13 protein-coding genes and 1 pseudogene are annotated in these 24,225 nt (G+C 62.2%); 9 read left to right on the forward strand and 5 right to left on the reverse strand.

The annotated features are described in order from the left end of the window. Positions 1-128 precede the first annotated feature (128 nt). From KW568_RS27035 to KW568_RS27045, 3 genes are all read left to right on the forward strand, one after another. Positions 129-1,472: a murein hydrolase activator EnvC gene (locus KW568_RS27035; protein ID WP_173881248.1), complete on the forward strand. Its 1,344-nt coding sequence runs from the start codon at positions 129-131 to the stop codon at positions 1,470-1,472. 234 nt (positions 1,473-1,706) lie between these two features. Continuing rightward, on the forward strand, positions 1,707-3,023 hold the full coding sequence (locus KW568_RS27040; protein ID WP_004576741.1) for a S41 family peptidase: 1,317 nt from the start codon (positions 1,707-1,709) through the stop codon (positions 3,021-3,023). A gap of 8 nt (positions 3,024-3,031) precedes the next feature. Next, positions 3,032-3,799, forward strand: a complete 768-nt coding sequence (locus tag KW568_RS27045) for a divergent polysaccharide deacetylase family protein (RefSeq protein ID WP_004576740.1) — start codon at positions 3,032-3,034, stop codon at positions 3,797-3,799. A gap of 39 nt (positions 3,800-3,838) precedes the next feature. Here KW568_RS27045 and KW568_RS27050 read toward each other — a convergent pair whose 3' ends face one another. The 4 genes and pseudogenes from KW568_RS27050 to KW568_RS27065 all read right to left on the reverse strand — a co-directional run bounded on the left by KW568_RS27050 (position 3,839) and on the right by KW568_RS27065 (position 10,587). Then, positions 3,839-4,426 carry a hypothetical protein gene (locus KW568_RS27050; protein ID WP_232435457.1) on the reverse strand — a complete coding sequence of 196 codons (588 nt, stop codon included), beginning with the start codon at positions 4,424-4,426 and terminating at the stop codon, positions 3,839-3,841. A 77-nt stretch (positions 4,427-4,503) separates the two neighbouring features. Next, a complete protein-coding gene (locus KW568_RS27055) occupies positions 4,504-8,523 on the reverse strand; it encodes a dermonecrotic toxin domain-containing protein (protein WP_232435456.1) in 4,020 nt (1,339 codons plus the stop codon). A gap of 117 nt (positions 8,524-8,640) precedes the next feature. Further along, positions 8,641-9,105, reverse strand: coding sequence for a hypothetical protein (locus tag KW568_RS27060; protein WP_177331254.1), 465 nt, complete (start codon positions 9,103-9,105; stop codon positions 8,641-8,643). Then, positions 9,053-10,587 (reverse strand): annotated as a pseudogene (locus KW568_RS27065) (BCCT family transporter). The gene KW568_RS27060 and the pseudogene KW568_RS27065 overlap by 53 nt, the downstream one beginning before the upstream one ends. A 532-nt stretch (positions 10,588-11,119) precedes the next feature. On the opposite strand from KW568_RS27065, the gene betI reads away from it, so the two are divergent. The 3 genes from betI (at position 11,120) to betA (ending at position 15,063) form a co-directional block, all read left to right on the forward strand. Beyond that, on the forward strand, positions 11,120-11,776 hold the full coding sequence (gene betI, locus KW568_RS27070; RefSeq protein ID WP_003249185.1) for a transcriptional regulator BetI: 657 nt from the start codon (positions 11,120-11,122) through the stop codon (positions 11,774-11,776). A 39-nt stretch (positions 11,777-11,815) separates the two neighbouring features. Beyond that, positions 11,816-13,288 (forward strand): betaine-aldehyde dehydrogenase, encoded by a 1,473-nt coding sequence (gene betB / locus KW568_RS27075; protein ID WP_004576739.1) that lies wholly within the window; start codon positions 11,816-11,818, stop codon positions 13,286-13,288. A 77-nt stretch (positions 13,289-13,365) separates the two neighbouring features. Beyond that, positions 13,366-15,063, forward strand: a complete 1,698-nt coding sequence (betA, locus tag KW568_RS27080; protein ID WP_004576738.1) for a choline dehydrogenase — start codon at positions 13,366-13,368, stop codon at positions 15,061-15,063. 42 nt (positions 15,064-15,105) lie between these two features. On the opposite strand, the gene KW568_RS27085 is transcribed toward betA, so the two are convergent. Further along, positions 15,106-17,262: a dermonecrotic toxin domain-containing protein gene (locus KW568_RS27085; RefSeq protein ID WP_004576737.1), complete on the reverse strand. Its 2,157-nt coding sequence runs from the start codon at positions 17,260-17,262 to the stop codon at positions 15,106-15,108. Between the two features lie 177 nt (positions 17,263-17,439). Between KW568_RS27085 and KW568_RS27090 the strand changes: the two genes are divergently transcribed. The 3 genes from KW568_RS27090 to selO all read left to right on the forward strand — a co-directional run bounded on the left by KW568_RS27090 (position 17,440) and on the right by selO (position 24,149). Continuing rightward, positions 17,440-19,182, forward strand: a complete 1,743-nt coding sequence (locus tag KW568_RS27090; protein WP_003249176.1) for a potassium/proton antiporter — start codon at positions 17,440-17,442, stop codon at positions 19,180-19,182. A 35-nt stretch (positions 19,183-19,217) separates the two neighbouring features. Next, positions 19,218-22,526 (forward strand): mechanosensitive channel MscK, encoded by a 3,309-nt coding sequence (mscK, locus tag KW568_RS27095; protein WP_004576736.1) that lies wholly within the window; start codon positions 19,218-19,220, stop codon positions 22,524-22,526. Positions 22,527-22,688: 162 nt separating this feature from the next. Next, entirely contained in the window at positions 22,689-24,149 is a 1,461-nt protein-coding gene (selO, locus tag KW568_RS27100) for a protein adenylyltransferase SelO (protein ID WP_004576735.1), read from the forward strand. Positions 24,150-24,225: the final 76 nt, after the last annotated feature.

A 24,225-nucleotide genomic window follows, 5' to 3' on the forward strand; every position in this document is an offset into this window, starting at 1 on the left:
GCTGCGTTGCAGCCCCAATTGCACATGAATTCCAGACAAACGCCCCCCTGCATCCGCAGCGAGGCGTTTTTTTTGCCTGCCTAGGCGGGCATACTAGGCCAGTCTCCATCCTTGGTACGCCAAACCCCATGCTTCGCGCCCTGATCCTCCTAGCCCTGTCTTGCCTGCTCAGCCCGGCCTTCGCCGATGAGCGTGCGCAGACCCAGCAGCAACTGGATGCCACCCGCCAGGACATTGCCGAGCTCAAGAAAACGCTGAGCAAGCTCCAGGAAGAAAAGGCAGGTGTGCAAAAAGACCTCAAAGCCACCGAAACCGACATCGGCAACCTCGAAAAGCAGGTGGAGGCCCTGCAGCAAGAACTAAAAAAGACTGAAGGCGAGCTGGAGCGCCTTGATACCGAGAAAAAAAAACTCCAGAGCGCCCGCGTTGAACAACAACGACTGATCGCCATTCAGGCCCGTTCGGCTTACCAGAACAACGGTCGCGAGGAATACCTCAAGCTGCTGCTCAACCAGCAGAACCCCGAGAAATTCGCCCGCACCCTCACCTATTACGACTACCTGAGCAAGGCGCGCCTGGAGCAATTGCGCACCTTCAACGAGACCTTGCGCCAACTGGCCAACGTCGAACAGGCAATTTCCAGCCAGCAACAACAACTGCTGGCCCAGCGCACCGACCTCGATAGCCGCCGCCAGGCCCTGGAAACCGAGCGCGCCAAGCGCCAGCAGGTACTGGCAAAGCTCAACAGCGATGTAAAAGACCGCGATCAGAAGCTGCAAGCGCGCGAACAGGACCAGGCCGACCTGGCCAAAGTCCTGAAGACCATCGAGGAAACCCTCGCCCGCCAGGCGCGTGAAGCTGAAGAGGCACGCAAGAAGGCCCTGCTGGCACAGCAGGAAGCAGAAAAACGCCGCCAGCAGGAAGCGCTGGCCGCCGCCGCTGCCCGCGACCGGGCCCGTGAGCCCGCAGAGCCCGCAGAGCCCGCAGAGCCCGCAGAGCCAGTGGAACCGCCGAAAAAGGCCCGCACCACCCTCGGGCCGATGGTTTCCAGCGATGGCGCGAACTACGGCGGCGCATTTTCTGCTGCGCGGGGCAAACTTCCATGGCCAGTCAATGGTCGATTGCTGGCACGCTTCGGTGATGCCCGCGGTAGCGACGCCCGTGCCAAGTGGGACGGGGTTATGATCAGCGCCAACCCAGGCACTCAGGTACGTGCCGTGCACGGCGGGCGTGTGGTATTCGCGGACTGGTTGCGCGGCGCCGGGCTTCTGGTCATTCTCGACCATGGCAACGGTTACCTGAGCCTGTACGGCCACAACCAGAGCCTGCTCAAGAATGCCGGTGATATCGTCAAGGCCGGTGAAGCCATTTCCACCGTTGGCGACAGCGGTGGCCAGGACGCGGCAGGCTTGTATTTCGCTATCCGCCAGCAAGGCCGGCCTGCCGACCCTTCGCAGTGGTGCCGTGGCTAGGCTCTGTACGAAAAGTCTTGAGACGCAGGTCAGGCAAGGCGAAAACAGCCGAGGAACGGCCGGGGTCGCGCCCGACTGTACTGGAGTACATGAGCATTCCGAGGCTGTTTTCAACGCAGCATGAACAAGTATCAAGGCTTTTCGTACAAAGCCTAGTCACATTTCTACGGCGCAGCCTGAGTGCTGCGCCGATGCTCCCCAGGGAGCGCTTACAGGATCAGGAGTTCGTTCGACATGCTGCACTCGCCTCGTCTCACCCAGCTGGCCCTGTCCATCGCCCTGGCGGTCGGCGCGCCCCTGGCCACCGCCGCAGAGCCGGCCAAGGCCGCCGCAGTGCCAGCCACCGAGGTGACCGCCAAGGCGCCACTGCCGCTGGAAGAACTGCGCACCTTCGCCGAGGTCCTGGACCGCATCAAGGCCGCCTACGTCGAACCGGTTGACGACAAGACTCTGCTGGAAAACGCCATCAAGGGCATGCTCAGCAACCTTGACCCGCATTCGGCCTACCTTGGCCCCGAGGACTTCCAGGAGCTGCAGGAAAGCACCAGCGGCGAGTTCGGCGGGCTGGGTATTGAAGTAGGCCAGGAAGACGGCTTCATCAAGGTGGTTTCGCCAATCGACGACACCCCAGCCTCGCGGGCCGGCGTGCAGGCTGGTGACTTGATCGTCAAGATCAACGGCGCCCCGACCCGCGGCCAGACCATGACCGAAGCGGTCGACAAGATGCGCGGCAAGGTCGGCGAGAAAATCACCCTGACCTTGGTACGCGACGGCGGCAACCCGTTCGACGTGAACCTGACCCGTGCAGTCATTCAGGTCAAGAGCGTGAAGAGCCAGCTGCTGGAGAACGATTACGGCTACATCCGTATCACTCAGTTCCAGGTCAAGACCGGTGACGAAGTGGGCAAGGCCCTGGCCAAGCTGCGCAAGGACAACGGCAAGAAGCTGCGCGGGGTGGTGCTGGACCTGCGCAACAACCCAGGCGGCGTGTTGCAGTCGGCAGTGGAAGTGGCCGACCACTTCCTGACCAAAGGTCTGATCGTCTACACCAAGGGCCGCATCGCCAACTCCGAGCTGCGTTTCTCGGCCGACCCGGCCGATGCCAGCGCAGGCGTGCCGCTGGTGGTACTGATCAACGGTGGCAGTGCATCGGCATCGGAAATTGTCGCCGGCGCCCTGCAGGACCAGAAGCGCGCCGTGCTGATGGGCACCGACAGTTTCGGCAAAGGCTCGGTGCAGACCGTGCTGCCACTGGCCAACGACCGCGCCCTGAAGCTCACCACTGCGCTGTACTACACCCCCAACGGCCGCTCGATCCAGGCTCAGGGCATTGTCCCGGACATCGAGGTGCGCCCGGCCAAGCTCACCGCCGAAGCCGACACCGAAAACTTCAAGGAAGCCGACCTGCAGGGCCACCTGGGCAACGGCAACGGCGGCGCCGACCGCCCGACCGGCAGCAGCAAGCGCAAGGAGCGACCGCAGGATGACGACTTCCAGCTGAGCCAGGCACTGAGCCTGCTCAAGGGCCTGAACATCACCAAGGGCGACTGATCCACCCTATGCGTTATCTGCTGTGTCTGTTGTTTTGCCTGATGGCCGGAATCGCGCAAGCGGCGCCGGCCAACAAGGCCTACATGAGCATCATCATCGACGACCTGGGCCAGAGCCCCGAGCGTGACAGCCGTACCCTGGCCCTGCCCGGGCCGGTGACCATGGCGATCATGCCCGACACTCCACATGCCACCGACTTTGCCCGCCAGGCGCACAAGGCCGGCAAGACGGTGATCCTGCACATGCCCATGGACCCGGCCACCGGGCCCTATGCCTGGCACCCGGGCATCGCCATCGAAGAGCTGGCGCGGCGCCTGGACGCGGCATTGGTCAAGGTGCCCTACGCTGCCGGCATCAACAACCACATGGGCAGCCGCATGACCGCACAGCGTGAACCCATGGCGTGGTTGATGGGCGAGCTGCAGCGGCGCCATCTGTTCTTTGTCGACAGCCGCACCAGTGCCGCCACGGTCGCCGCAGCCGAGGCTCAAGCACATGATGTCGCGCATGTGTCACGGGATGTATTTCTGGATGACGTGCGCACGCCGGAAGCCATCGACGCTCAGCTGCAACAGGGTATTGCACTGGCCCGCAAGCAAGGCTCGGCCGTATTGATCGGCCACCCCTACCCGCAGACGCTAGCGGTACTGGAAAGTCAAATTCCACGGCTCAAGCAATTGGGGATCGAACTGGTCACGCTGCCACAGATGATCGCCACACGTGGCAACCAGGCCATGCCTGCACACGGCAAGCATGGCCGTTACAGCAACCGCTAACATTCGCTGATCGCGGCGCTGGGCCACCCGGGCGAAGGTTCAGAGGTTGAACGGAATGACATCCTTGGCCTGTGCGTAGGTCAGGTTACCCCGATAAATGCTCAGTACCTGCCCCTCGCTCGCCGCCTTCATTTGCTCGCGATACCCCATCTTGCGCTGGCTCCACAGCTTGAGATGGCCTTTGCCAAACGCCGTCGGCGCCGCCTGCGAGTCGGCAAAATGGAAATGTGCGGCCCACAAGGGTTTACCTCGACCCTCACCGGGAGCACGCAACAGGCTGATCCGGTACTCGTCCAGATAGCCATCGGAGACCACCTGCCGAGGCCCGACATATTCCACGGCGAGCAGCCCCTGTTGATGGAGAAAATTGAGCCCTCTGGAACCTGGATAGCGCGTCTTGCTGTAAAGCGCTACCAAACAGTCGCGGCGGGCCTGACGCAACTGAATCAACGCATCGTCCATGCCCGCCAGCAGCGCGTGCTCGGCGTCGGCATCGCTGAGCTGTTCACGCAGCTCGGCCACTTCGTTGATCTGGCCATCCAGCATCGACATCAGGCCCATGTCGTCAGCATCCTTGGCAACCAGGGCTCTGGCTTGAGCGATGACATTTTCGTTCTGTGCCAGCATGGCCTCGGCCAGCTCCCGGTTGTTCCTTTCGGACTCCGGCGTAGAAGTCCGCGATGGCTGTTCCGGTTCGCCCGAGGCTACCTCTTCAACCCAGGTGTTTCCCTGTTTCTGGAAGCGATGCAGCGCGCTCTTGTTGAAAGCGCTACAACTTGCAGCACAGCCTGCCCCTCGACCACCGATTCGCTGCCAATGACTATCTGACCAGCCCGCGTATGGGCCACCTGCAGGCTCTTTCGTGAATAAACCGCACGACGTGTGCCACGGACCTGCCCGTCCGCCTGCTCGCGCATGGCCTCGACCAACGCCTCACCGGCCATGGTTTTCAGTTCCACCATCTGTTGCTTGTAGGCCTCAAGGCGCTGGACATCGATGAGCTTGCTGCCGAGTGTCTTGATCCGTTCGGCGTTGAGAATCGCCGCGAGGTATTCGTCCCACGCACTTTGCAGCACCTCGATTCGTTCGGCGACAGGCAAGTCACAGAACATCAGCAGATGATGCGTTTGTGCGGCCACCCGCAGACGCTGACTGGCGAGCGCATGGCGGAAGATCATGTAGTGCTGGGTAGGCGTGCCTTTGTGCCACTGCAGGGCCAGCTCGACCAGGCCCATGGCCTGGAAAAACCGGATGTTGATCGTGGTCGTCTTACGGCTCGCGATAATGCTCGAGACGGTCAGAGTGGAATTGATGTAAGGCACTTGCATGTCGATATCGGTGATGGCCAACAGGCGATCCAGCTGGCTGGAGACATTGATGATCCTGGGCTGCTCTTCAAGCAACTTCTCCAACATCGTCCGGAACCTGACATACAACTCGGCCTGTTTCTCTGGCGGTGCGTCATTGAGCGCATTGGTGAGTTGGTCGTATTCCCTGAACCCACCCAAGGCCAGGAGCTCATCAATGAAGAACATGCCAAAGCTGATCAGGTTCTTGCGGACCTGGCCCAAGAGTATCCGTTGATCTCTCACGCTGCCGACGTGCGTCGAGGCGCTCGACTTGTCAAGCACGTAGGTAATGTTGCGTTCGGCCTCGAGATAACCAAGGAACAATCTCTCGTTCAAGGGCAGGCGCTGGTTGCGCAGCGTATTCGTCTGCTCTTGCAACTGCTGGAACTTGAGCTTGAACAACGCGGTAGCCTGCTCGAATTGCGCACGTTCGTCTGGGTCGGTGGGTGGCGCCTTTTGCAACCGATCCTCGACTTTTCTTACCGGATCACGCAAACCGACAATCTGCTCGCTCAACGCGTTGAAATCCTTCGTGGCAGCCTCCGCGGTCAAGATAAGCCGCTCTATCTCGGCCTGAGCCTTGGCAATCGGCCCGCCAAGCTTCTTGCGCAGTCGCTCGCGGGCCAACTCGCCGGAGCGATCATTGCCACCGTACAAGCGCGAATTATTGAGGTGCCAGACATCGCCGTCGCGCATCAGGTATGGCCCAACCGTGCCGTCCGGACCGATGATGCGAAACGCTGCGTTATCAAGGCTGACTCGGTAGACATTACCGCCCAGAGACACATAGAAATCATCCCCAATCCGCACCAGCCCCGCAGCCACGCCCTGCGTCTGCGGTTCACGCCCCTCCAGCGAAACGCTGGCCGCCAACGCCCGCATTTGGCCGCGCTGGGCACTCGACAGGCCGTTGAGCCCCCCAGCCCCACGCCAGGAAAAGTCGAGGTGGGTGTTGGCCATCGCCTGCAGGCTGTCGACCGAGACGCTGGGCTCCCGCGTCGCGGTGGAAAGGTTCGCCAACTCAATCCCATTGCCTGCAGCTGGCCCCTGGAGCAGCGATGGCGGCAGGTCGCCAGAGACGGGCGGCGCTGCCAGTTTCGGCGTCTGCAGGTGTATCAGCGCCAGCAAGGTGTTGTTCAGCACATCGACCATCGCCTGGATGCGCTCGTCGAAATGCGAACTGGCCAGGCCATGCACATCGTTGATCAAGCTGCGCATGCCGATGTAGAGCCAGGCAACCGAGGTGAGCGGCCCCGGTAACACCGGAAACACGACATTCAGCAGTTCCCAGGAAAATGCCGTGACCAGCCGCCAGCGCACCTCGCTGTTGCTCATGGCGCTGCGATCCGCCAGCTCCAGCAACATCCGGCCCTTGGCTTCGAACATCTGCCGATCCACGTCCCGCGCCCAGAATTGCAGCGCCAACTGAACAGGCTGCGGTTTCTCCGGGAGGGTGTAAGGGTCGAGCAGCCATTGGGGCAGGTGCGGCTCCCGGAAGCCGCCATTATCGTAGACTGCGCGCTGAGCTTGCTCGATCCACAGCAGCACGCTGTCCTGCAGCGCCCCCGGGCGGCTGATCGCATCCAACAGTGCCTGAGCGCTGCCGAACTGAATCAGCGCCTTTTCGGTGTACAGCGGGCAGTACAACAGATAAACACCCAACTCGATGAGTTCGATCACGTAGAAACCATGCGCCACGTCGACCCTCTCTGATGTCGGCGAGCGTTTGAACGCAAGCGGTGCAATCCGCACAGCGGCTGCCCCTTCTTGGCCGCTACGGCAGAATTCTGCCAGGGCGCCGTAGGCGAACTTGTCGAGCCGTTTGACGGCACGCGCCCGCGCAGCATCGAACATCAGTGTGATACGCCAGCGTATGGCAAATGCCGAGATGTGTTCGGCCCGGCTCGCCGAGCGATCGATCATCGACTGTACATGACGTGGATAACTGCCGCCGATGTCGACTCGCTGTACCAGCTCACGGACGTAATCAATGGTCATCCACTTCATGATCAGCTGGTTTTCACGGTGCGCGATGTGTGTCACCACCCCTCCTGCGGTGGCATCCAGGCGGCCGATCGCCAGCTGTGTCAGGGTCAATTTTTTTTCACCGGTCTTCTGGCCGAAGCCCAGCCCGTGACCGTCACTGACAAAGCGCTCGACAGTGAGGATAAGGTCATCAGGAAAGTAATTGGCGTCTACCGGGTGGTCATGCAGCATCTCCTCGCGCAGGCGCGTCGCCGCATAGGTGTGCAAGTCCGGCAGACCGTCCTGAATGCCCTGGGCTGGGGTGCGCTGTTGCAGTAGCGACAAGTCGAGCATGGCTTGTAGGTAGGCGGTCTGGCTATCCGTATCGGCTCGCGACAGGCCCTTGGGGAGCGCCAAGCCCAGCCCACCGGAGCCATAGTCACTGAACTCGGCAAAAAAGGACGCGGGGTCGCAGGCCAAATGGCAGTAATGCTCCAGTTGGTCGACGCTGTCGATCGCACTCCAGCGCAGGCGGGCCACGCGCTCGAGCAAGATTTCCAGCAACAAGGCGCTGTACAGGGCGAAAGCGTCGCCTTCCACCGTCAGGCCTTGCCAGCTCAACTCATCAAACCGGTAACGTCCCGCCATCTGCATTTGCAACGCCGCGCCGAACGCAGCCTGGGCGTCGAAACTGCGGACCAGGCCTTCGGGAGAACACCAGAGTGTCAGTTCGCGAACTTCACTGGAGGCGGTAATCAGCAAACCGGGCAACAGTTCATGGAACGTGTCTTCGCCCTCACGTAACGCTACCCGCACCAGCTGCACATCGAGCCCGGTACGGTTGCCCATCATCAGGTCACGCAGCAGCTTGCGTTGTTCGTCGTCCAGCGCTTCGTCCTTCAGGCCATCGAGCAGGTTGGCGCGCAACAACTGCTGCAACCACAGGTCCCGGTCGATCGTGGCGTCGCCGTTCCAATAGCCGATCTGCGCTTGCTGGAAGTGCCAAAGCAGTATCGGCAGCAACGCGTTGAGGCCATCGGTCAGGCGCGCGGGCTCGATCAAATCGCCCTCAGCAGTTTCGAAGCTCGACTCGATGGCGAAAAAGCGCCGAGGCGGGTTCAGGCTAAGGCGGTAGTCACTTGCTGGGGTGAGGTCCAGTGGTTTAGCCGCAAGCAGGGCCTGCAGCACAACATCCACCAGCGGCTGAGGGTGCCAGACACCATCCGGCTGCAGGGACATCAGGTATAGCGGTGCAGCCGAGGTCATTTCAGGGCGATGCACGCCAACCAGAGGATAGTGCTCCAGAATCACCTTCATGATCTGTTCACCTGCGACCTGCCGGAATGTAGGACGGCTGGCGAACTGGGCGGCGACTGCGTGATTGAGGTTGTGCGCGTGAGTGGCGGGCATGACCAGGACTCGTTGTGGAATGAACCACAAAGCGTCCTGGAGATGTTATCGAATGAGGTGCTACATATTGCTGCTGGCAAGCCGCCACACCTGGCAGTGCGGCGGCCTGCCGGGAAGTCAGCTATAGACGCGGCCAAGCACCTGGCGATGGCTCTCGAACTGATCGAGCACATCACGCACGATCTGGTCTGGGGCAAAGCCCATCAGGTCGTACTCCTGACTGCCGTCATGCAGGTAGACCTCGGCGCGGTAAAAGCGCTGGCGCAGTTCAGGCTCACCCTCGACCGGCGGCTCGCTCGACGCGGCCATATAGCCGTCAAGGCTCACTTCGTAGACGAAAGGGTTGCCTTCTTCCATCATCACCCGCAAGCCCATCAGGTTGCGCGACTGGCCAACGCGGGTTTCCACCTCGAAGCCCTGCGTCTGCAGCTGTGCAGCGGCTTCTTTCAACGCCGGGCTGACCTGCTTGTCCATGAAGCGCTGTACCACGGCCTGGGTCGGCTGCAGTTCCAGCTGGGTCAGGCGCTCGCTAAAGCCGCGACGGCCACGGGCGGCCAGTTCGGCGCGCTCCTGCTCGATCACCACGTCCTGCTTCATGGCCTTGTACAGGCCGAACATGAACAGCACCAGCACCACCGAGAATGGCAGGCCCGCCAGCACGACCATGGTCTGCATGGCTTCGAAGTTACCGGCAAACAGCAGGCCGATCGTGACCAGGGTGATCACCACGGACCAGAACACCACCATCCAGTGCGGGGCATCCTCGTCGACCTTGCCGCCTGTGCACGACAGGTTGGCCATCATCACCGCGCCGGAGTCGGCCGGTGTGAGGAACAGCACGAAACCGACGAACACTGCCACACCAATGACGATCTTGGCTGCCGGGAAGTATTCCAGCAGCTGGTAGATCGACATCGATGGCTGTTCCAGCGCAGTCTTGCCCAGCTCCACGGCGCCCTGGTTGATCACCAGGTCCAGTGCGGTGTTGCCGAAGATCGACAGCCAGGCCAGGGTGAAGCCCAGCGGGATCAGCAGCACACCCATCACCAGTTGGCGCACGGTGCGGCCCTTGGAAATACGCGCAATGAACATGCCGACGAACGGGCCCCAGGAGATCCACCAGGCCCAGTAGAACACGGTCCACAGGCCCAGCCAGCGCTCCGACTTGCCGGCTTCGCCTTCATACACATAGAGGTCGAAGGTTTTCAGCACGATGCCGTTGAGGTAGTCGCCAACGTTCTGCACGAAGCCGTTGAGCAGGTGCAGGGTCTCGCCGCCCAGCAGCACGAAGATCAACAGGCCACTGAACAGCATGATGTTCAGGTTGGACAGGCGGCGAATGCCGTTTTCCACACCCGATACCGCTGCCACGGTAGCCACGCCAGCCATGACCAGGATCACCACCAGCAGGTTGGTCTTGCTGTGGTCCATGCCGAACAGGTATTCCAGGCCGGACGACACCTGCATCGAGCCGATGCCCAAGTTGGTCACCAGGCCCAGCAGGGTGACGAACATGCCGAAGATGTCGACGGCGTTGCCGGCAGCGCCCTTGACCCAACGCTCGCCCACCAGCGGGTACAGTGCCGAGCGCAGTGCCAGCGGCTGGTTGTGGCGGTAAGCGAAGTAACCCACGGCCAGGCCGACCAGGGCATAGATCGCCCAGCCGTGCAGGCCCCAGTGCAGGAAGGTCAGCTGCAGGCCCTGGCGCGCGGCCTCGAGGCTGGCCGGGGTGCCCTCCGGTGGGTTGAAGTAGTGGTCCAGGGGCTCGGAGGCGCCGAAGTACAGCAGCGAAATACCGATACCGGACGAGAACAGCATGCCGGCCCAGGCGCCGTAGCTGAAGTCAGGCTGGTCGTCCTTGCCACCCAGCTTGAGGCTGCCGTAGTCGGAGAAAGCCAGGTAGACGACGAACAGCAGGTATCCGCAGATGACCAGCATGTAGTACCAGCCAAAGGTGCGCGTCAGCCACTTCTGGGCCACGCCCAGCACCTGGCCGGCGGTTTCGGGTACAGCGATCAGCAAGGCAGTCAGAACAAGGATCATCAGCGCGGAGGTGAAAAACACCACGCGGTTGACCCGTACCCTCTCGGCGGGGGGCTTGGTAAGTGAGGCAGAACTCATTGCACGAATGCTCCGGGCAGTGCGGCTGTGGAGGCTAATCAGTCTTTCCCGAGCAATTGGTGGAATATCCCCACTGCATCAGGTGTTATAAAAGAACCCTGGAAACCGTGATCCCGAATCGATACGTTGCCAAAAACAGACAGGTGGCCTGCTGAAAATGCCACGCCTCAACGGAGGTGCGCGCATTCGTCACAGGTCACCCCGCCCGCTCCAAGGGCCTGTCGCAGGGCCAATGGCCGTACGGCAGAATCTGCATTTCGCATCGCTCATGCCCGTCAACACCTTGTATTCCGGGGGTTACGCGATTTCCTGGGGTGTCAATCCGTGCCGTCTCGACCGCCTGAAAAACTGTCAATGGCACAAATTGTCGCAGAGCTTATTCTTTATTGATTGAACGTTCAATCAAAACAAAATAGACTGGCCTTCGCCGAGTCAGCCGCCTGTCGTCTGCTCGCAGGCCTGAGGAGATAGCAAGATGCCCAAGGTCGGTATGCAACCCATCCGGCGCCAGCAGTTGATCGAAGCCACATTGCAGGCGGTCGATCAGGTCGGACTGGGGGACGCCAGCATTGCGCTGATTGCCCGTTTGGCCGGTGTGTCGAACGGCATCATCAGTCACTACTTTCGGGACAAGAACGGCCTGATCGCAGCGACGATGGGTTACATCATGAGCATGCTCAACGAAGGCGTCAGAGCACGTCGCCAGGCCCTGAAAGACGACAGCCCGCGCGCCCACCTGAAAGTGATCATCGAGGGCAACTTCGATGCCAGCCAGGTAAACGGCCCGGCAATGAAAACCTGGTTGGCCTTCTGGGCTTCCAGCATGCACCAGCCCGATTTACACAGGTTGCAGCGGATCAACGACCACCGCTTGTATTCCAACCTGTGCTGCCAGTTCCGCCGCGCCCTGCCGCTCTACCATGCGCGCAAGGCAGCCCGCGGCCTGGCAGCCCTGATCGACGGTCTGTGGCTGCGTGGCGCCCTGTCGGGTGATGCATTCGACACCGATCAGGCAATACGGATTGCTTACGAATACATGGATCTACAACTGGCTAAGCAGCACACCCTGGGCACCAATGACCAGGCCGCTGAACAAGCGCGCACGGCACTTGCCAACCCGGCAGGAGCGTGACGCGCAAGCCAAACCACACACTGCACTTGCGAGGACACTATGGCCCGTTTCGGAACGCAAAAACTCTACATTGATGGCGCTTACGTCGACGCTGGCAGCGATGCCACGTTCGAAGCCATCAACCCGGCTACCGGCGAAGTCCTCGCCCACGTGCAACGTGCTACCGAGGCTGACGTCGAGAAAGCCGTCGAAAGCGCCGAGCGTGGCCAGAAAGTCTGGGCTGCGATGACTGCCATGCAGCGTTCGCGCATCCTGCGCCGCGCCGTCGACATCCTGCGCGAGCGCAACGACGAGCTGGCCATGCTGGAAACCCTGGACACCGGCAAGTCGTACTCCGAAACCCGCTACGTCGACATCGTCACCGGCGCCGACGTCCTGGAATACTACGCAGGCCTGGTACCGGCCATCGAAGGCGAGCAGATCCCGCTGCGCGAATCGTCCTTCGTTTACACCCGCCGCGAGCCGCTGGGCGTAACCGTGGGTATCGGTGCCTGGAACTACCCGATCCAGATCGCCCTGTGGAAATCTGCCCCGGCCCTGGCCGCTGGCAACGCGATGATCTTCAAACCGTCGGAAGTCACTTCGCTGACCACCCTGAAACTGGCCGAGATCTACACCGAAGCCGGCCTGCCAAACGGCGTGTTCAACGTTCTGACCGGCAGCGGCCGCGAAGTCGGCACCTGGCTGACCGAGCACCCGCGCATCGAAAAAGTGTCTTTCACCGGCGGCACCACCACCGGCAAGAAAGTCATGGCCAGCGCCTCCAGCTCTTCGCTGAAGGAAGTGACCATGGAACTGGGCGGCAAGTCGCCTCTGATCATCTGTGCCGACGCCGATCTGGACAAGGCCGCTGATATCGCCATGATGGCCAACTTCTACAGCTCGGGCCAGGTGTGCACCAACGGCACCCGCGTGTTCATCCCGGCTGAAATGAAGGCGGCCTTCGAAGCCAAGATCGCCGAGCGCGTTGCCCGCATCCGCGTTGGCAACCCGGAAGACGAAAACACCAACTTCGGCCCGCTGGTCAGCTTCCAGCACATGGAAAGCGTGCTGGGCTACATCGCCAAGGGCAAGGAAGAAGGTGCCCGCGTGCTGTGCGGTGGCGAGCGCCTGACTGCCGGTGACTTCGCCAAAGGTGCCTTCGTTGCGCCGAGCGTGTTCACCGACTGCACCGACGACATGACCATCGTCAAGGAAGAGATCTTCGGCCCGGTGATGAGCATCCTCACCTACGAAACCGAAGAAGAAGTGATCCGCCGTGCCAACGACACCGACTACGGCCTGGCCGCCGGCGTCTGCACCAACGACATCACCCGCGCCCACCGCATCATCCACAAGCTCGAAGCCGGTATCTGCTGGATCAACGCCTGGGGTGAATCGCCGGCCGAAATGCCGGTAGGTGGCTACAAGCAGTCGGGCGTCGGCCGTGAAAACGGCGTCAGCTCGCTGGCTCAATACACTCGCATCAAGTCGGTCCAGGTCGAGCTGGGCGGCTACAACTCGGTTTTCTGAACCCTGTCTAGCCCCGCCCGTGCCAACGCGCACGGGCGTACCCGCTCCCCGATCACCGCCAACACGAGGGTACTTTCATGTCCCAAGAATTCGATTACATCATCGTCGGTGCCGGCTCGGCCGGTAACACCCTGGCGACCCGCCTGACCGAAGACGCCGGCGTCACCGTATTGCTGCTGGAAGCCGGTGGCCCCGACTACCGCTTCGACTTCCGCACCCAGATGCCAGCCGCCCTGGCCTTCCCGCTGCAAGGCCGCCGCTACAACTGGGCCTACGAGACCGACCCGGAGCCGTACATGGACGGCCGCCGCATGGAATGTGGCCGTGGCAAGGGCCTGGGTGGCTCGTCGCTGATCAACGGCATGTGCTACATCCGCGGCAACGCCATGGACTTCGACGGCTGGGCAGAACTGCCAGGCCTGGAAGACTGGACCTACCTCGACTGCCTGCCGTACTTCCGCAAAGCCGAAACCCGTGATATCGGCCCTAACGACTACCACGGCGGTGACGGCCCGGTCAGTGTTGCCACGCCAAAGGCTGGCAACAACCCGCTGTTCCACGCCATGGTTGAAGCAGGTGTGCAAGCCGGTTACCCGCGTACCGAAGACCTTAACGGCTACCAACAGGAAGGCTTCGGCCCGATGGACCGTTCGGTGACCAAGAACGGCCGCCGCTCCAGCACCGCCCGTGGCTACCTGGACCAGGCCAAGAAACGCCCGAACCTGACCATCGTCACCCACGCCCTGACCGACCGCGTGCTGTTCGACGGCAAGCGCGCCGTAGGCGTAACCTACCTGGTCGGCGACAGCGAAGAACGCGTTGAAGCCCGCGCCCGCAAGGAAGTGATCGTCAGCTCTGGCGCCATCGCTTCGCCGCAGCTGCTGCAGCGCTCCGGCGTCGGCCCGCGCGCCCTGCTGGAAAGCCTCGACATCCCGGTTGTGCACGACCTTCCGGGCGTTGGTGAAAACCTTCAGGACCACCTGGAGCTGTACCTGCAGTACGCCTGCACCCAGCCGGTATCGCTGTACCCATCGCTGCTGTGGTGGAACCAGCCGGCCATCGGTGCCGAGTGGTTGTTCAATGGCACCGGCATCGGCGCCAGCAACCAGTTCGAGGCCGGTGGTTTCATTCGTACCCGCCCGGAGTTCAAGTGGCCGAACATCCAGTACCACTTCCTGCCGGTTGCGATTAACTACAACGGCTCCAATGGCGTGAAGGAACATGGCTTCCAGGCGCACATGGGCTCCATGCGCTCGCCTGCCCGTGGCCGCATCCAGGCCAAGTCGAAAGACCCGCGCCAGCACCCGAGCATCCTGTTCAACTACATGTCCACCGAGCAGGACTGGCAGGAATTCCGTGACGGCATTCGCCTGACCCGTGAAATCATGGCCCAGCCGGCGCTGGACCCGTACCGTGGCCGCGAAATCAGCCCGGGCGCCGACGTGCAAACCGACGAGCAGCTGGACAAGTTCATCCGCGAGCACGCCGAAACTGCCTTCCACCCGTCCTGCTCGTGCAAGATGGGCACCGACGACATGGCGGTGGTCGACGGCGAAGGCCGCGTGCACGGCATGAAGGGCCTGCGCGTGGTCGATGCCTCGATCATGCCGCTGATCATCACCGGCAACCTCAACGCCACCACGATCATGATCGCCGAGAAGATTTCGGACAAGATCCGTGGCCGCAAGCCACTGCCGCGCAGCACTGCCAAGTACTACGTGGCGGGCGATGCGCCAGTGAAAGGCAAGCCGATGCGTGAAGTGAAGCAGGGCTGAGGCCTTGATCAGGGGCCGCTCAGCGGCCCCTTTCACGTGCGCTCAGGAGGGCAGCGCAAAGAATGTGCGCATCAACGAATCATCCTCCGTGCCCAGCCGCATCGCCAGTGCCTGGCGATCGAACAGCTTGCCTGTGCGCATATCACGCACTGCCTTGCCGCTTGGCGCCTGCGCCAGCGCCAGCGCCTTCAGGCACACCTCGGTAAAGCGATAATTGTGCCCTTGAACGGCCGTCACCTTTTCCACTTGCAGGTAGCGCCCGGGCATCATCAAAGACTCCGCCTCATCCGGTCGCCTTGAGAAGGGCCCGATAGGCGTCGCCTGCATATCCTCGCCCGGCTCCAACACATAAACCAACGCGTTTTCATCAAAAACATCCCTGCCACTGATTTGAGCCTGCGGGTCGTTGAAAACCTCCCAGAGGGCATAGGGGTTTTCAGTGAATGACGTGAAGTCGGTGGTCACCAGCACGTCACCCACTTCAACGGCGCCCTCACCAACTGCCTGAAAACCCGTGCCCCGCAGGCTGGAGGCAGCCCGATACAGCCTCACTTGATTAGTCACGCCGATTTGCCCAAGTGCGTGAGAAAGCGCATGGCTGCGCTGGATATGCGCGGCGCGCGTGCCCTCTAGCGGCATACCCCGCCACAGGTTGTTGTAACGCTCCGGCGAGCTGGTGTACTCGGCAATGGCGGGCGAGCCAAAGCCGTGCTCATCGCGAAACACGGGGTAGGGTTCACTGAAGGCATCCAGATACTCGCCATTGGGCCCCAAGGCATCGAGATCAGCCCACGGTACCGCGCCCAACAGAGCTTGCTGGCGGGCCAGCGCCTGATCCGACACAGCCAGCAGGTCGTCTGCTGCCGGCGCCATGTAAAGCCCCCAATCGACCTTGGCAGGAGAGGCTTGCGCCTGACCAGTCACACGCGGGGGGACGTGGCCATCAGTGAACAGCTCGCTGGCGCGCATCATGGCTATATCGAGCAGGATAAACAGGATATCTGTCAGTACTGACCACCATGCCGCCGTGCGCCAGGCCTGCTTGCCATTGATTGCCCGGTCCAGGTGCAGAGCCAGGCTTGCTGTGCCCAGACCGAGCGATGCCAATATCACTGGCCAGCCAAGCGGCGCCATCGGCGCAATTATAAAACTCGCTGCTTGCAAGCCCGACAGCCAATCGGCCTTGCGCAACTGTGCGTTGGTGGTCAGCCGTTCGTGAGCGTCGCTGGTCAGATCATCCATCACCGCATCACGTAGACGAACGAACAGGTCCCCTTCAATGGACTGCCCCAAGATGGCGGTGTCACCTCGCGACTGAGCGAGCAACTTGAAGTAATTGCGTAGTCGCGGGCGTAGCGACTGCGCCAGTACCCCGTCCCCGACGAACAGCCTGACCAGCCGCTCTCGCCCCACCGTCGTGGCGGCCTGGTCAGCCATCCACTCCTGAAACGCATGACGATCGTCGAACACCTGCACCACAGCCTGAACATCGGCAAGGTAGAGGCACAACCTGCCAGTCTTCAGCTTGCGCAAGAACATCAGCTTGGCGCTGATACCGCCGATGACAAGCGCGTTCCACCCAGATTGAGCACTCGCTTGCCGGGCGAGTCGCAAGGCTTTTACGGTAGTCGGCAGTGCGGGTGCAGCGAGCGTCACCCCCATTAGCTCCTGGCGCTCATGTTCGCTCAACCCAGATTGGCCCACAGCAGCCATGAAGCGGGCACGGGCCAGCACACAGTAGTCTTCGCCATGCCGTGCTCGAAACGTGCCCAGCGCCTCGGTGTAGCGCCCTGCAAAGTCCAACCGCCAGAACGCCGTCAGTACTTGCTGAGGGTCGAGCCGCACTTCGTTGCGTTCGTCGTAAACTGCGTGGCTGGCATCCACCCGGTAGAAGCCACCATAAATACTCAACTCGTCAGCACTGGCCTGCTGCTGCGGGCTGAATCGCTGGATGACCAGTTCGGTAAGGCTCAAAGAGCGTCGTGGCGGCCCACTGTGGCGCCAGCCGGTGAAGCTCAACGAACTGCTGGCCGCCGACTGGAACTCGTGCCAATAGAGCCCGTCCGGATCCAGCCAGTACCCCAGTTGGCGGCGAAGCACATGGCCCGCCGCCTGGCGCGCCAAACTGTGCAAATCAGGAAATTGCCCGAGCAGGCGCTGGGCCACCTGGGCTAGAGAAATGGTTTCTTTGACATTCATGTCACTTGGCTGCCTGACAGTGGGCAAACCATTACAGCCGCAAGCCGCAGCGACGATGCGGTATCGCTTTACAGCCTGCGTCGGCCTCAGGTTAGAATCGATTGGCACGCGACCTGCTAGCTTTTGCTGGAAAATGCGCTACCACGTCCCTTCCCCGCTGTCTCGGAGTACCTGCCTTTGGATGCAAGCACCATCAACAGCCTGTTCCTGATCGGCGCATTGCTGGTGGGTGCAAGTATCCTGGTCAGCTCGCTATCGTCGCGCCTGGGCATCCCTATTCTGGTCATCATCCTCGCCGTCGGCATGGTCGCCGGTGTCGATGGTGGCGGCATCATCTTCAACAATTACCCAACCGCCTACCTGGTGGGCAACCTGGCACTGGCCGTCATCCTGCTTGACGGTGGCCTGCGTACGCGGGTGGCAAGCTTCCGCGTGGCGCTGTGGCCGGCGCTGTCGCTGGCCACGGTCGGGGTGATGATCACCACCGCCCTCACCGGCCTGGTTGCCGCCTGGCTGTTCAACCTGAGCCTGATTCAGGGCTTGCTGATCGGTGCGATCGTCGGCTCCACCGACGCCGCTGCAGTGTTCTCGCTGCTCGGCGGCAAAGGCCTGAACGAGCGGGTTACGGCTACCCTCGAGATCGAGTCGGGCAGCAACGACCCGATGGCGGTGTTCCTCACTGTCACCTTGATCGACATGATTGCCAGCGGCCAGACCGGGCTGCACTGGGGCCTGCTGGGCCACTTGTTGCGTGAGTTCGGTATCGGCGGGCTGCTGGGCTTGGGCGGTGGCTGGCTGATGCTGCAACTGGTCAACCGCATCAACCTGGCCGGCGGCCTTTACCCCATTCTGGTAGTGGCCGGCGGCCTGGTGGTGTTCTCGCTGACCAACGCCCTGCATGGTAGCGGCTTCCTCGCCGTTTACCTGTGCGGCCTGGTGCTGGGCAACAAGCCTATCCGCAGCCGCCACGGCATCCTGCACATGCTCGACGGCATGGCCTGGCTGGCGCAGATCGGCATGTTCCTGGTGCTGGGGTTGCTGGTCACGCCGCACGACCTGCTGCCCATCGCCCTGCCGGCACTGGGCCTGGCGCTGTGGATGATCCTGGTGGCGCGGCCACTGTCGGTGGTCGCGGCCCTGCTGCCGTTCAAGGCTTTTCACGGCCGCGAAAAGGGCTTCATTTCGTGGGTCGGCCTGCGCGGCGCGGTACCGATCATTCTGGCGGTGTTCCCGCTGATGGCGGGCCTGCCAGACGCCCAGCTGTTCTTCAACCTGGCGTTCTTCATCGTGCTGGTGTCACTGCTGGTGCAGGGCACCAGCCTGCCGTGGATGGCCAAGCTGCTGAAAGTGACCGTACCGCCAGACCCGGCGCCGATTTCCCGCTCCGCCCTGGAAGTGCACATCACCAGCGAGTGGGAAATGTTCGTCTACCGCCTGGGCGCCGAAAAGTGGTGCATCGGTGCCGCCCTGCGCGAACTGAAAATGCCCGAAGGCACACGGATTGCCGCGCTGTTCCGTGGCGAGCAACTGCTGCACCCGTCGGGCAGCACCGTGCTGGAAGTGGGCGACATGCTCTGCGTGATCGGCCACGAGCACAACCTGCCGGCCCTCGGCAAATTGTTCAGCCAAGCGCCACAGCGTGGCCTGGACCTGCGTTTCTTCGGCGACTTCGTGCTCGAAGGCGATGCCGAACTGGGGGCGGTGGCAGCGTTGTATGGCCTGAAGCTCGATGGCCTCGACGCGAAAATGCCGCTGGCGCAGTTCATCCGACAGAAGGTCGGAGGCGCTCCAGTAGTGGGGGACCAGGTCGAATGGCATGGCACGATCTGGACCGTGGCGACCATGGACGGGAACAAGATCCAGAAAGTAGGCGTCAGATTCCCCGAAGGAACGCGACCCGGACCAGGATTGTTCCTCTAAACTTCGTTTCAGCCGGATCCACAAGTAGTCTGCCTATGTCCCTGCGCGTGTACCTTCGCACAGCCCTGCTCGGGTTGTGCCTGACCCTTTCTTTTGCCGCTAGCGCGGCAGAAGCCCCGACCACCGCCAGTATCCAGAACAGCCTCGACAAGATCGCCGAGCGCAAGCTGCCCGAGGCAGACCAGAAGGCGCTGCAGCAGGTGCTCGAACAAACGTTGAGCCTGCTTGCTGCCAAGGAAGACAACGAAAAGAAACTGGCTGCACTCAAGCAGCAGCTGAGCAGTGCCCCCAAGGAGACCAGCGACAGCCAGAAGGAGTTGGCCAGGCTCAAGGAAACCAGGGCACAACCGGTGGCACAGCGCTACGCCAACCTCACCGTGCCACAGCTTGAACAGATGCTCAGCGAACGCAACACGCTGCAGGGCGAGCTGCAAAAGGCGTTGTCTGAAGCCAACAGCCTGATCATCAACTCGCAAACCCGCCCCGAGCGTGCCCAGGCGGAGATCAGCAGCAGCCAGACCCGCACCCAGCAGATCAACAACATACTCAAAACCGGCAAGGACGGTGGCAAAGCCATCAATGCCGACCAGCGCAATCAGCTCAACGCCGAGTTGGCCTCGCTCAACGCGCTGACCCTGCTGCGCCGCCAGGAACTGGCCGGCAACAGCCTGCTGCAAGACCTCGGCAATGCGCGTCACGACCTGCTGGTCGAGCGCGCTGCGCGCCTGGAGCAGGAAATCCAGGACCTGCAGACGCTGATCAACGCCAAACGCCTGGCCCAGTCCCAGGAAGCCGTCACCCAGCAGTCGATTGAGGCTCAGAAGGCCGGCGGCAGCAGCCTGCTGGCCACTGAAAGCGCGATCAACCTCAAGCTTTCCGACTACCTGCTCAAGAGCACCGACCGCCTTAACGAACTGACCCAGCAGAACCTGCGCACCAAGCAGCAACTCGACAGCCTGACCCAGGCCGACCAGGCGCTTGACGAGCAGATCAACGTGCTCAAGGGAAGCCTGCTGCTGTCGAAGATTCTCTACAAGCAGAAGCAGACCCTGCCGCACCTGAAGGTCGACCGCGACCTGGCCGACCAGATCGCCGACACCCGCCTGTACCAGTTCGAAGTCAACCAGCAGCGCGAGCAGATGAGCAGCCCGGTCACCTACGTCGACAAGCTGCTGGCGGCGCAACCGCAGGAAGATGTGACCCCGCAGCTGCGCAAGGCCCTGCTGGAAGTGGCCATCACCCGCAGCGACCTGTTGGAGCGGCTGAACCGCGAGCTGTCGGCGCTGCTCAACGAATCGATCACCCTGCAGCTCAACCAGAAGCAGCTACTGGGCACCGCGCAGAGCCTGCGCACCACCCTCGACGAGCAAATGTTCTGGATCCCCAGCAACAAGCCGCTGGACTGGGACTGGCTGCAATACGTGCCGGAGCGCCTGGCCGACCAGGTCGCCAACCTGCCGTGGGCCTCCAGCCTGAAAGAGCTGGCCGATGGCCTGAGCCAGCGCCCGTTGCTGTTCCTGCCGCTGCTGTTGGTGATCGGCGCGTTGTTGTGGCGGCGCAAATACCTTTACCAACGATTAGGCAAAGTGCACCAGGATATCGGCCACTTCCGCCGTGACAGCCAATGGCACACGCCCCAGGCAATCCTAATCAACATTCTGCTGGCGATGCCGGTCAGCCTTGGTCTGGCGCTGTGCAGCTACGCCCTGCAGATCGACGCCCGCGGGCAGAATGCCAACCTGGGCGCCGCACTCTGGCAGCTGGCCCAGGCCTGGCTGGTGTTCTATACCGCCTACCGTATCCTCGCACCCGGTGGCGTGGCGGAAGTCCACTTCCGCTGGCACAAACCGCAGGTCGAGTTCCTGCGCGGCTGGGTTCGCCGCCTGGGCACCGTTGTGCTGGCACTGGTCGGCGTGGTGGCGGTGGCCGAGCACCAGCCTTCGGCATTGGCAGACGACGTGTTGGGCATCGGCGTGGTGCTGACCTGCTATGCGCTGATGGCCTGGCTGCTCAGCCGCCTGCTGCTCAGCAGCCCGGCACACCGTGACACCTCGCTGTTCCGCAGGGCGGTGGGGGTAGCGTTCACCGCCCTGCCCATCGCCCTGTTCGTCGCCGTGTGCTTCGGCTACTACTACACGGCACTGAAGCTTACCGACCGACTCATCTACACCCTGTACCTGCTGCTGTTCTGGCTGGTGATCGAGGCCGCCTTCGTGCGCGGCCTGTCGGTGGCTGCACGACGCCTGGCCTACCAGCGTGCGTTGACCAAGCGTGCGGCAGCCAAGGAAGGGCTGGATGGCGAAGTCATCACCGAAGAGCCAACGCTGGATATCGAACAGGTCAACCAGCAGTCGCTGCGCCTGATCCGCCTGGCCCTGCTCGGCGGCTTCATCGCCGGCCTGTACTGGGTGTGGGCCGACCTGATCTCGGTGTTCGCCTACCTCAACAATTTCGTCCTCTACGAATACACCAGCGGCACCGGCGCCGCCGCCAGCATGGTACCGATCAGCCTCGGCGACCTGCTCGGCGCGCTGGTGATCGTCGGCATCACTTTCGCCCTGGCCGGCAACTTGCCAGGCTTGCTGGAAGTACTGGTGCTGTCTCGCCTGAACCTGGCCCAGGGCAGTGCCTACGCCACCACCACGCTGTTGTCGTACACCATCGTCGGCATCGGCATCGTCAGCACCCTGTCGACCCTGGGGGTGAGCTGGGACAAGCTGCAATGGCTGGTGGCTGCGCTGTCAGTAGGGCTGGGCTTCGGCATGCAGGAAATCTTCGCCAACTTTATCTCCGGCATCATGATCCTGTTCGAGCGCCCGGTACGGATTGGCGACACCATCACCATCGGCAACCTGTCGGGCACGGTAAGCAAGATCCGCATCCGTGCCACCACCATCACCGACTTCGACCGCAAGGACATCATCGTCCCCAACAAGACCTTCATCACTGGCCAACTGATCAACTGGTCGCTGACCGATACGGTCACCCGGGTGACGCTGAAGCTGGGCATCGACTATGGCTCAGACCTCGACCTGGTGCGCGACCTGCTGCTCAAGGGCGCGCATGAGAACCCACGCGTGCTCAAGGATCCGGAACCGATCGTGTACTTCCTCAACTTCGGCGAGAGCTCGCTGGACCACGAACTGCGCATGCACGTGCGTGACCTGGGCGACCGCAACCCGACGCTGGACGAGATCAACCGCTACATCAACCGCGAGTTCAAGGCCCACAACATCAAGATCTCGGTACGCCAGGTAGAGGTATTCCTGATGGACGCCAAGGGCAGCAAACAGCAATTGATTCCGATGGAACAGCCAAAATCGGATGGCACTGCTTCGGCCTGAATAGGCTCGAATACTTTATTGTGTGCAAAATGGCTGCGAGGGCTTCGCCCTCGTTCGCGGGTAAACCCGCTCCGACATCGGGCGCTGGCCGCTGTGGGAGCGGGTTCACCCGCGAAAGGCCGCCAAGCGGCCCCATTGGCACCGATTCCAAGGAGCAGTCCCGTGAAAGCCCTCGACCAACTCACCTTCGACAACCGCTTCGCCCGCCTGGGCGATGCGTTCTCCACCCAGGTGCTGCCCGAGCCCATTGCAGACCCGCGCCTGGTGGTAGCGAGCGAGTCGGCCATGGCCTTGCTCGACCTCGACCCCGCCCAGGCCGAGCTGCCGGTGTTCGCCGAACTGTTCAGCGGCCACAAACTGTGGGAAGAGGCCGACCCTCGGGCGATGGTTTATTCCGGCCACCAGTTCGGCTCGTACAACCCACGTCTGGGCGACGGCCGTGGCTTGCTGCTGGCCGAAGTGCTCAACGACGCAGGCGAACACTGGGACCTGCACCTCAAGGGCGCCGGCCAGACACCCTACTCCCGCATGGGTGACGGCCGCGCCGTGCTGCGCTCGTCGATTCGCGAGTTCCTCGCCTCCGAAGCCCTGCACGCTCTGGGCATCGCTACCAGCCGGGCACTGTGCGTGATCGGTTCCAGCACCCCGGTGTGGCGCGAAACCCGTGAAAGCGCGGCCATGCTGACGCGCCTGGCGCAGAGCCATGTGCGTTTCGGTCATTTCGAGTACTTCTACTACACCAAGCAGCCCGAGCAGCAGCGCGTGTTGATCGACCATGTGCTGGAACAGCACTATCCCGAATGCCGTGACGCCGAGCAGCCTTACCTGGCCATGTTCCGCACCATCGTCGAGCGCAATGCCGAACTGATCGCCCGCTGGCAGGCGTATGGCTTCTGCCACGGCGTGATGAACACCGACAACATGTCGATCCTCGGCATCACCTTCGATTTTGGCCCCTACGCGTTCCTGGATGACTTCGACGCCAACTTCATCTGCAACCACTCCGACGACCGTGGCCGCTACAGCTACGCCAACCAGGTGCCCATCGCCCACTGGAACCTCAGCGCGCTGGCCCAGGCACTGACCACCGTGATCGAAGTTGAGCCGCTGAAGGAAGCGTTGGGCCTGTTCCTGCCGCTGTACCAGGCCCATTACCTGGACCTGATGCGCCGGCGCCTGGGGCTGACCACTGCCGAAGATGATGACATGGCGCTGGTCGAGCGCCTGCTGCAGTGCATGCAACGCGGTGGCGTGGACTACAGCCTGTTCTTCCGCAAACTGGGTGAGCAGCCGGTGGCCGAGGCGCTGAAGGCAGTGCGCGATGACTTTATCGACCTGGCCGGCTTCGATGCCTGGGGCGCAGACTACCTGGCCCGCTGTGGGCGTGAACCCGGCAATGCCGAAGGCCGCCGTGAGCGGATGCATGCGGTAAACCCGCTGTACGTGCTGCGCAACTACCTGGCGCAGAAAGCCATCGAAGCGGCCGAGGCGGGGGATTACAGTGAAGTTCGACGGCTGCACCAAGTCCTGACCAGGCCGTTCGAGGAACAGCCCGGGATGCAGGCCTACGCCGAGCGACCGCCGGAGTGGGGCAAGCACCTGGAAATCAGCTGCTCTTCCTGATTAGCGCCGAATCCTGAGCGGTTTTACCGGCGAAGCCGGTGCCATGCACCGCGTCGCATTCTTCGCGGGTGAACCC

The organism is Pseudomonas sp. HD6515, from assembly GCF_024971855.1.
Lineage (GTDB): Bacteria > Pseudomonadota > Gammaproteobacteria > Pseudomonadales > Pseudomonadaceae > Aquipseudomonas > Aquipseudomonas alloputida.

Bases quoted from the DNA above. Each gene is read 5' to 3' on its own strand.
- KW568_RS27035 (WP_173881248.1), top strand. From the start codon at position 129: ATGCTTCGCGCCCTGATCCTCCTAGCCCTGTCTTGCCTGCTCAGCCCG.
- KW568_RS27040 (WP_004576741.1), top strand. From the start codon at position 1,707: ATGCTGCACTCGCCTCGTCTCACCCAGCTGGCCCTGTCCATCGCCCTG.
- KW568_RS27045 (WP_004576740.1), top strand. From the start codon at position 3,032: ATGCGTTATCTGCTGTGTCTGTTGTTTTGCCTGATGGCCGGAATCGCG.
- KW568_RS27050 (WP_232435457.1), bottom strand. From the start codon at position 4,426: ATGCTGGCACAGAACGAAAATGTCATCGCTCAAGCCAGAGCCCTGGTT.
- KW568_RS27055 (WP_232435456.1), bottom strand. From the start codon at position 8,523: ATGCCCGCCACTCACGCGCACAACCTCAATCACGCAGTCGCCGCCCAG.
- betI (WP_003249185.1), top strand. From the start codon at position 11,120: ATGCCCAAGGTCGGTATGCAACCCATCCGGCGCCAGCAGTTGATCGAA.
- betB (WP_004576739.1), top strand. From the start codon at position 11,816: ATGGCCCGTTTCGGAACGCAAAAACTCTACATTGATGGCGCTTACGTC.
- betA (WP_004576738.1), top strand. From the start codon at position 13,366: ATGTCCCAAGAATTCGATTACATCATCGTCGGTGCCGGCTCGGCCGGT.
- KW568_RS27085 (WP_004576737.1), bottom strand. From the start codon at position 17,262: ATGAATGTCAAAGAAACCATTTCTCTAGCCCAGGTGGCCCAGCGCCTG.
- mscK (WP_004576736.1), top strand. From the start codon at position 19,218: ATGTCCCTGCGCGTGTACCTTCGCACAGCCCTGCTCGGGTTGTGCCTG.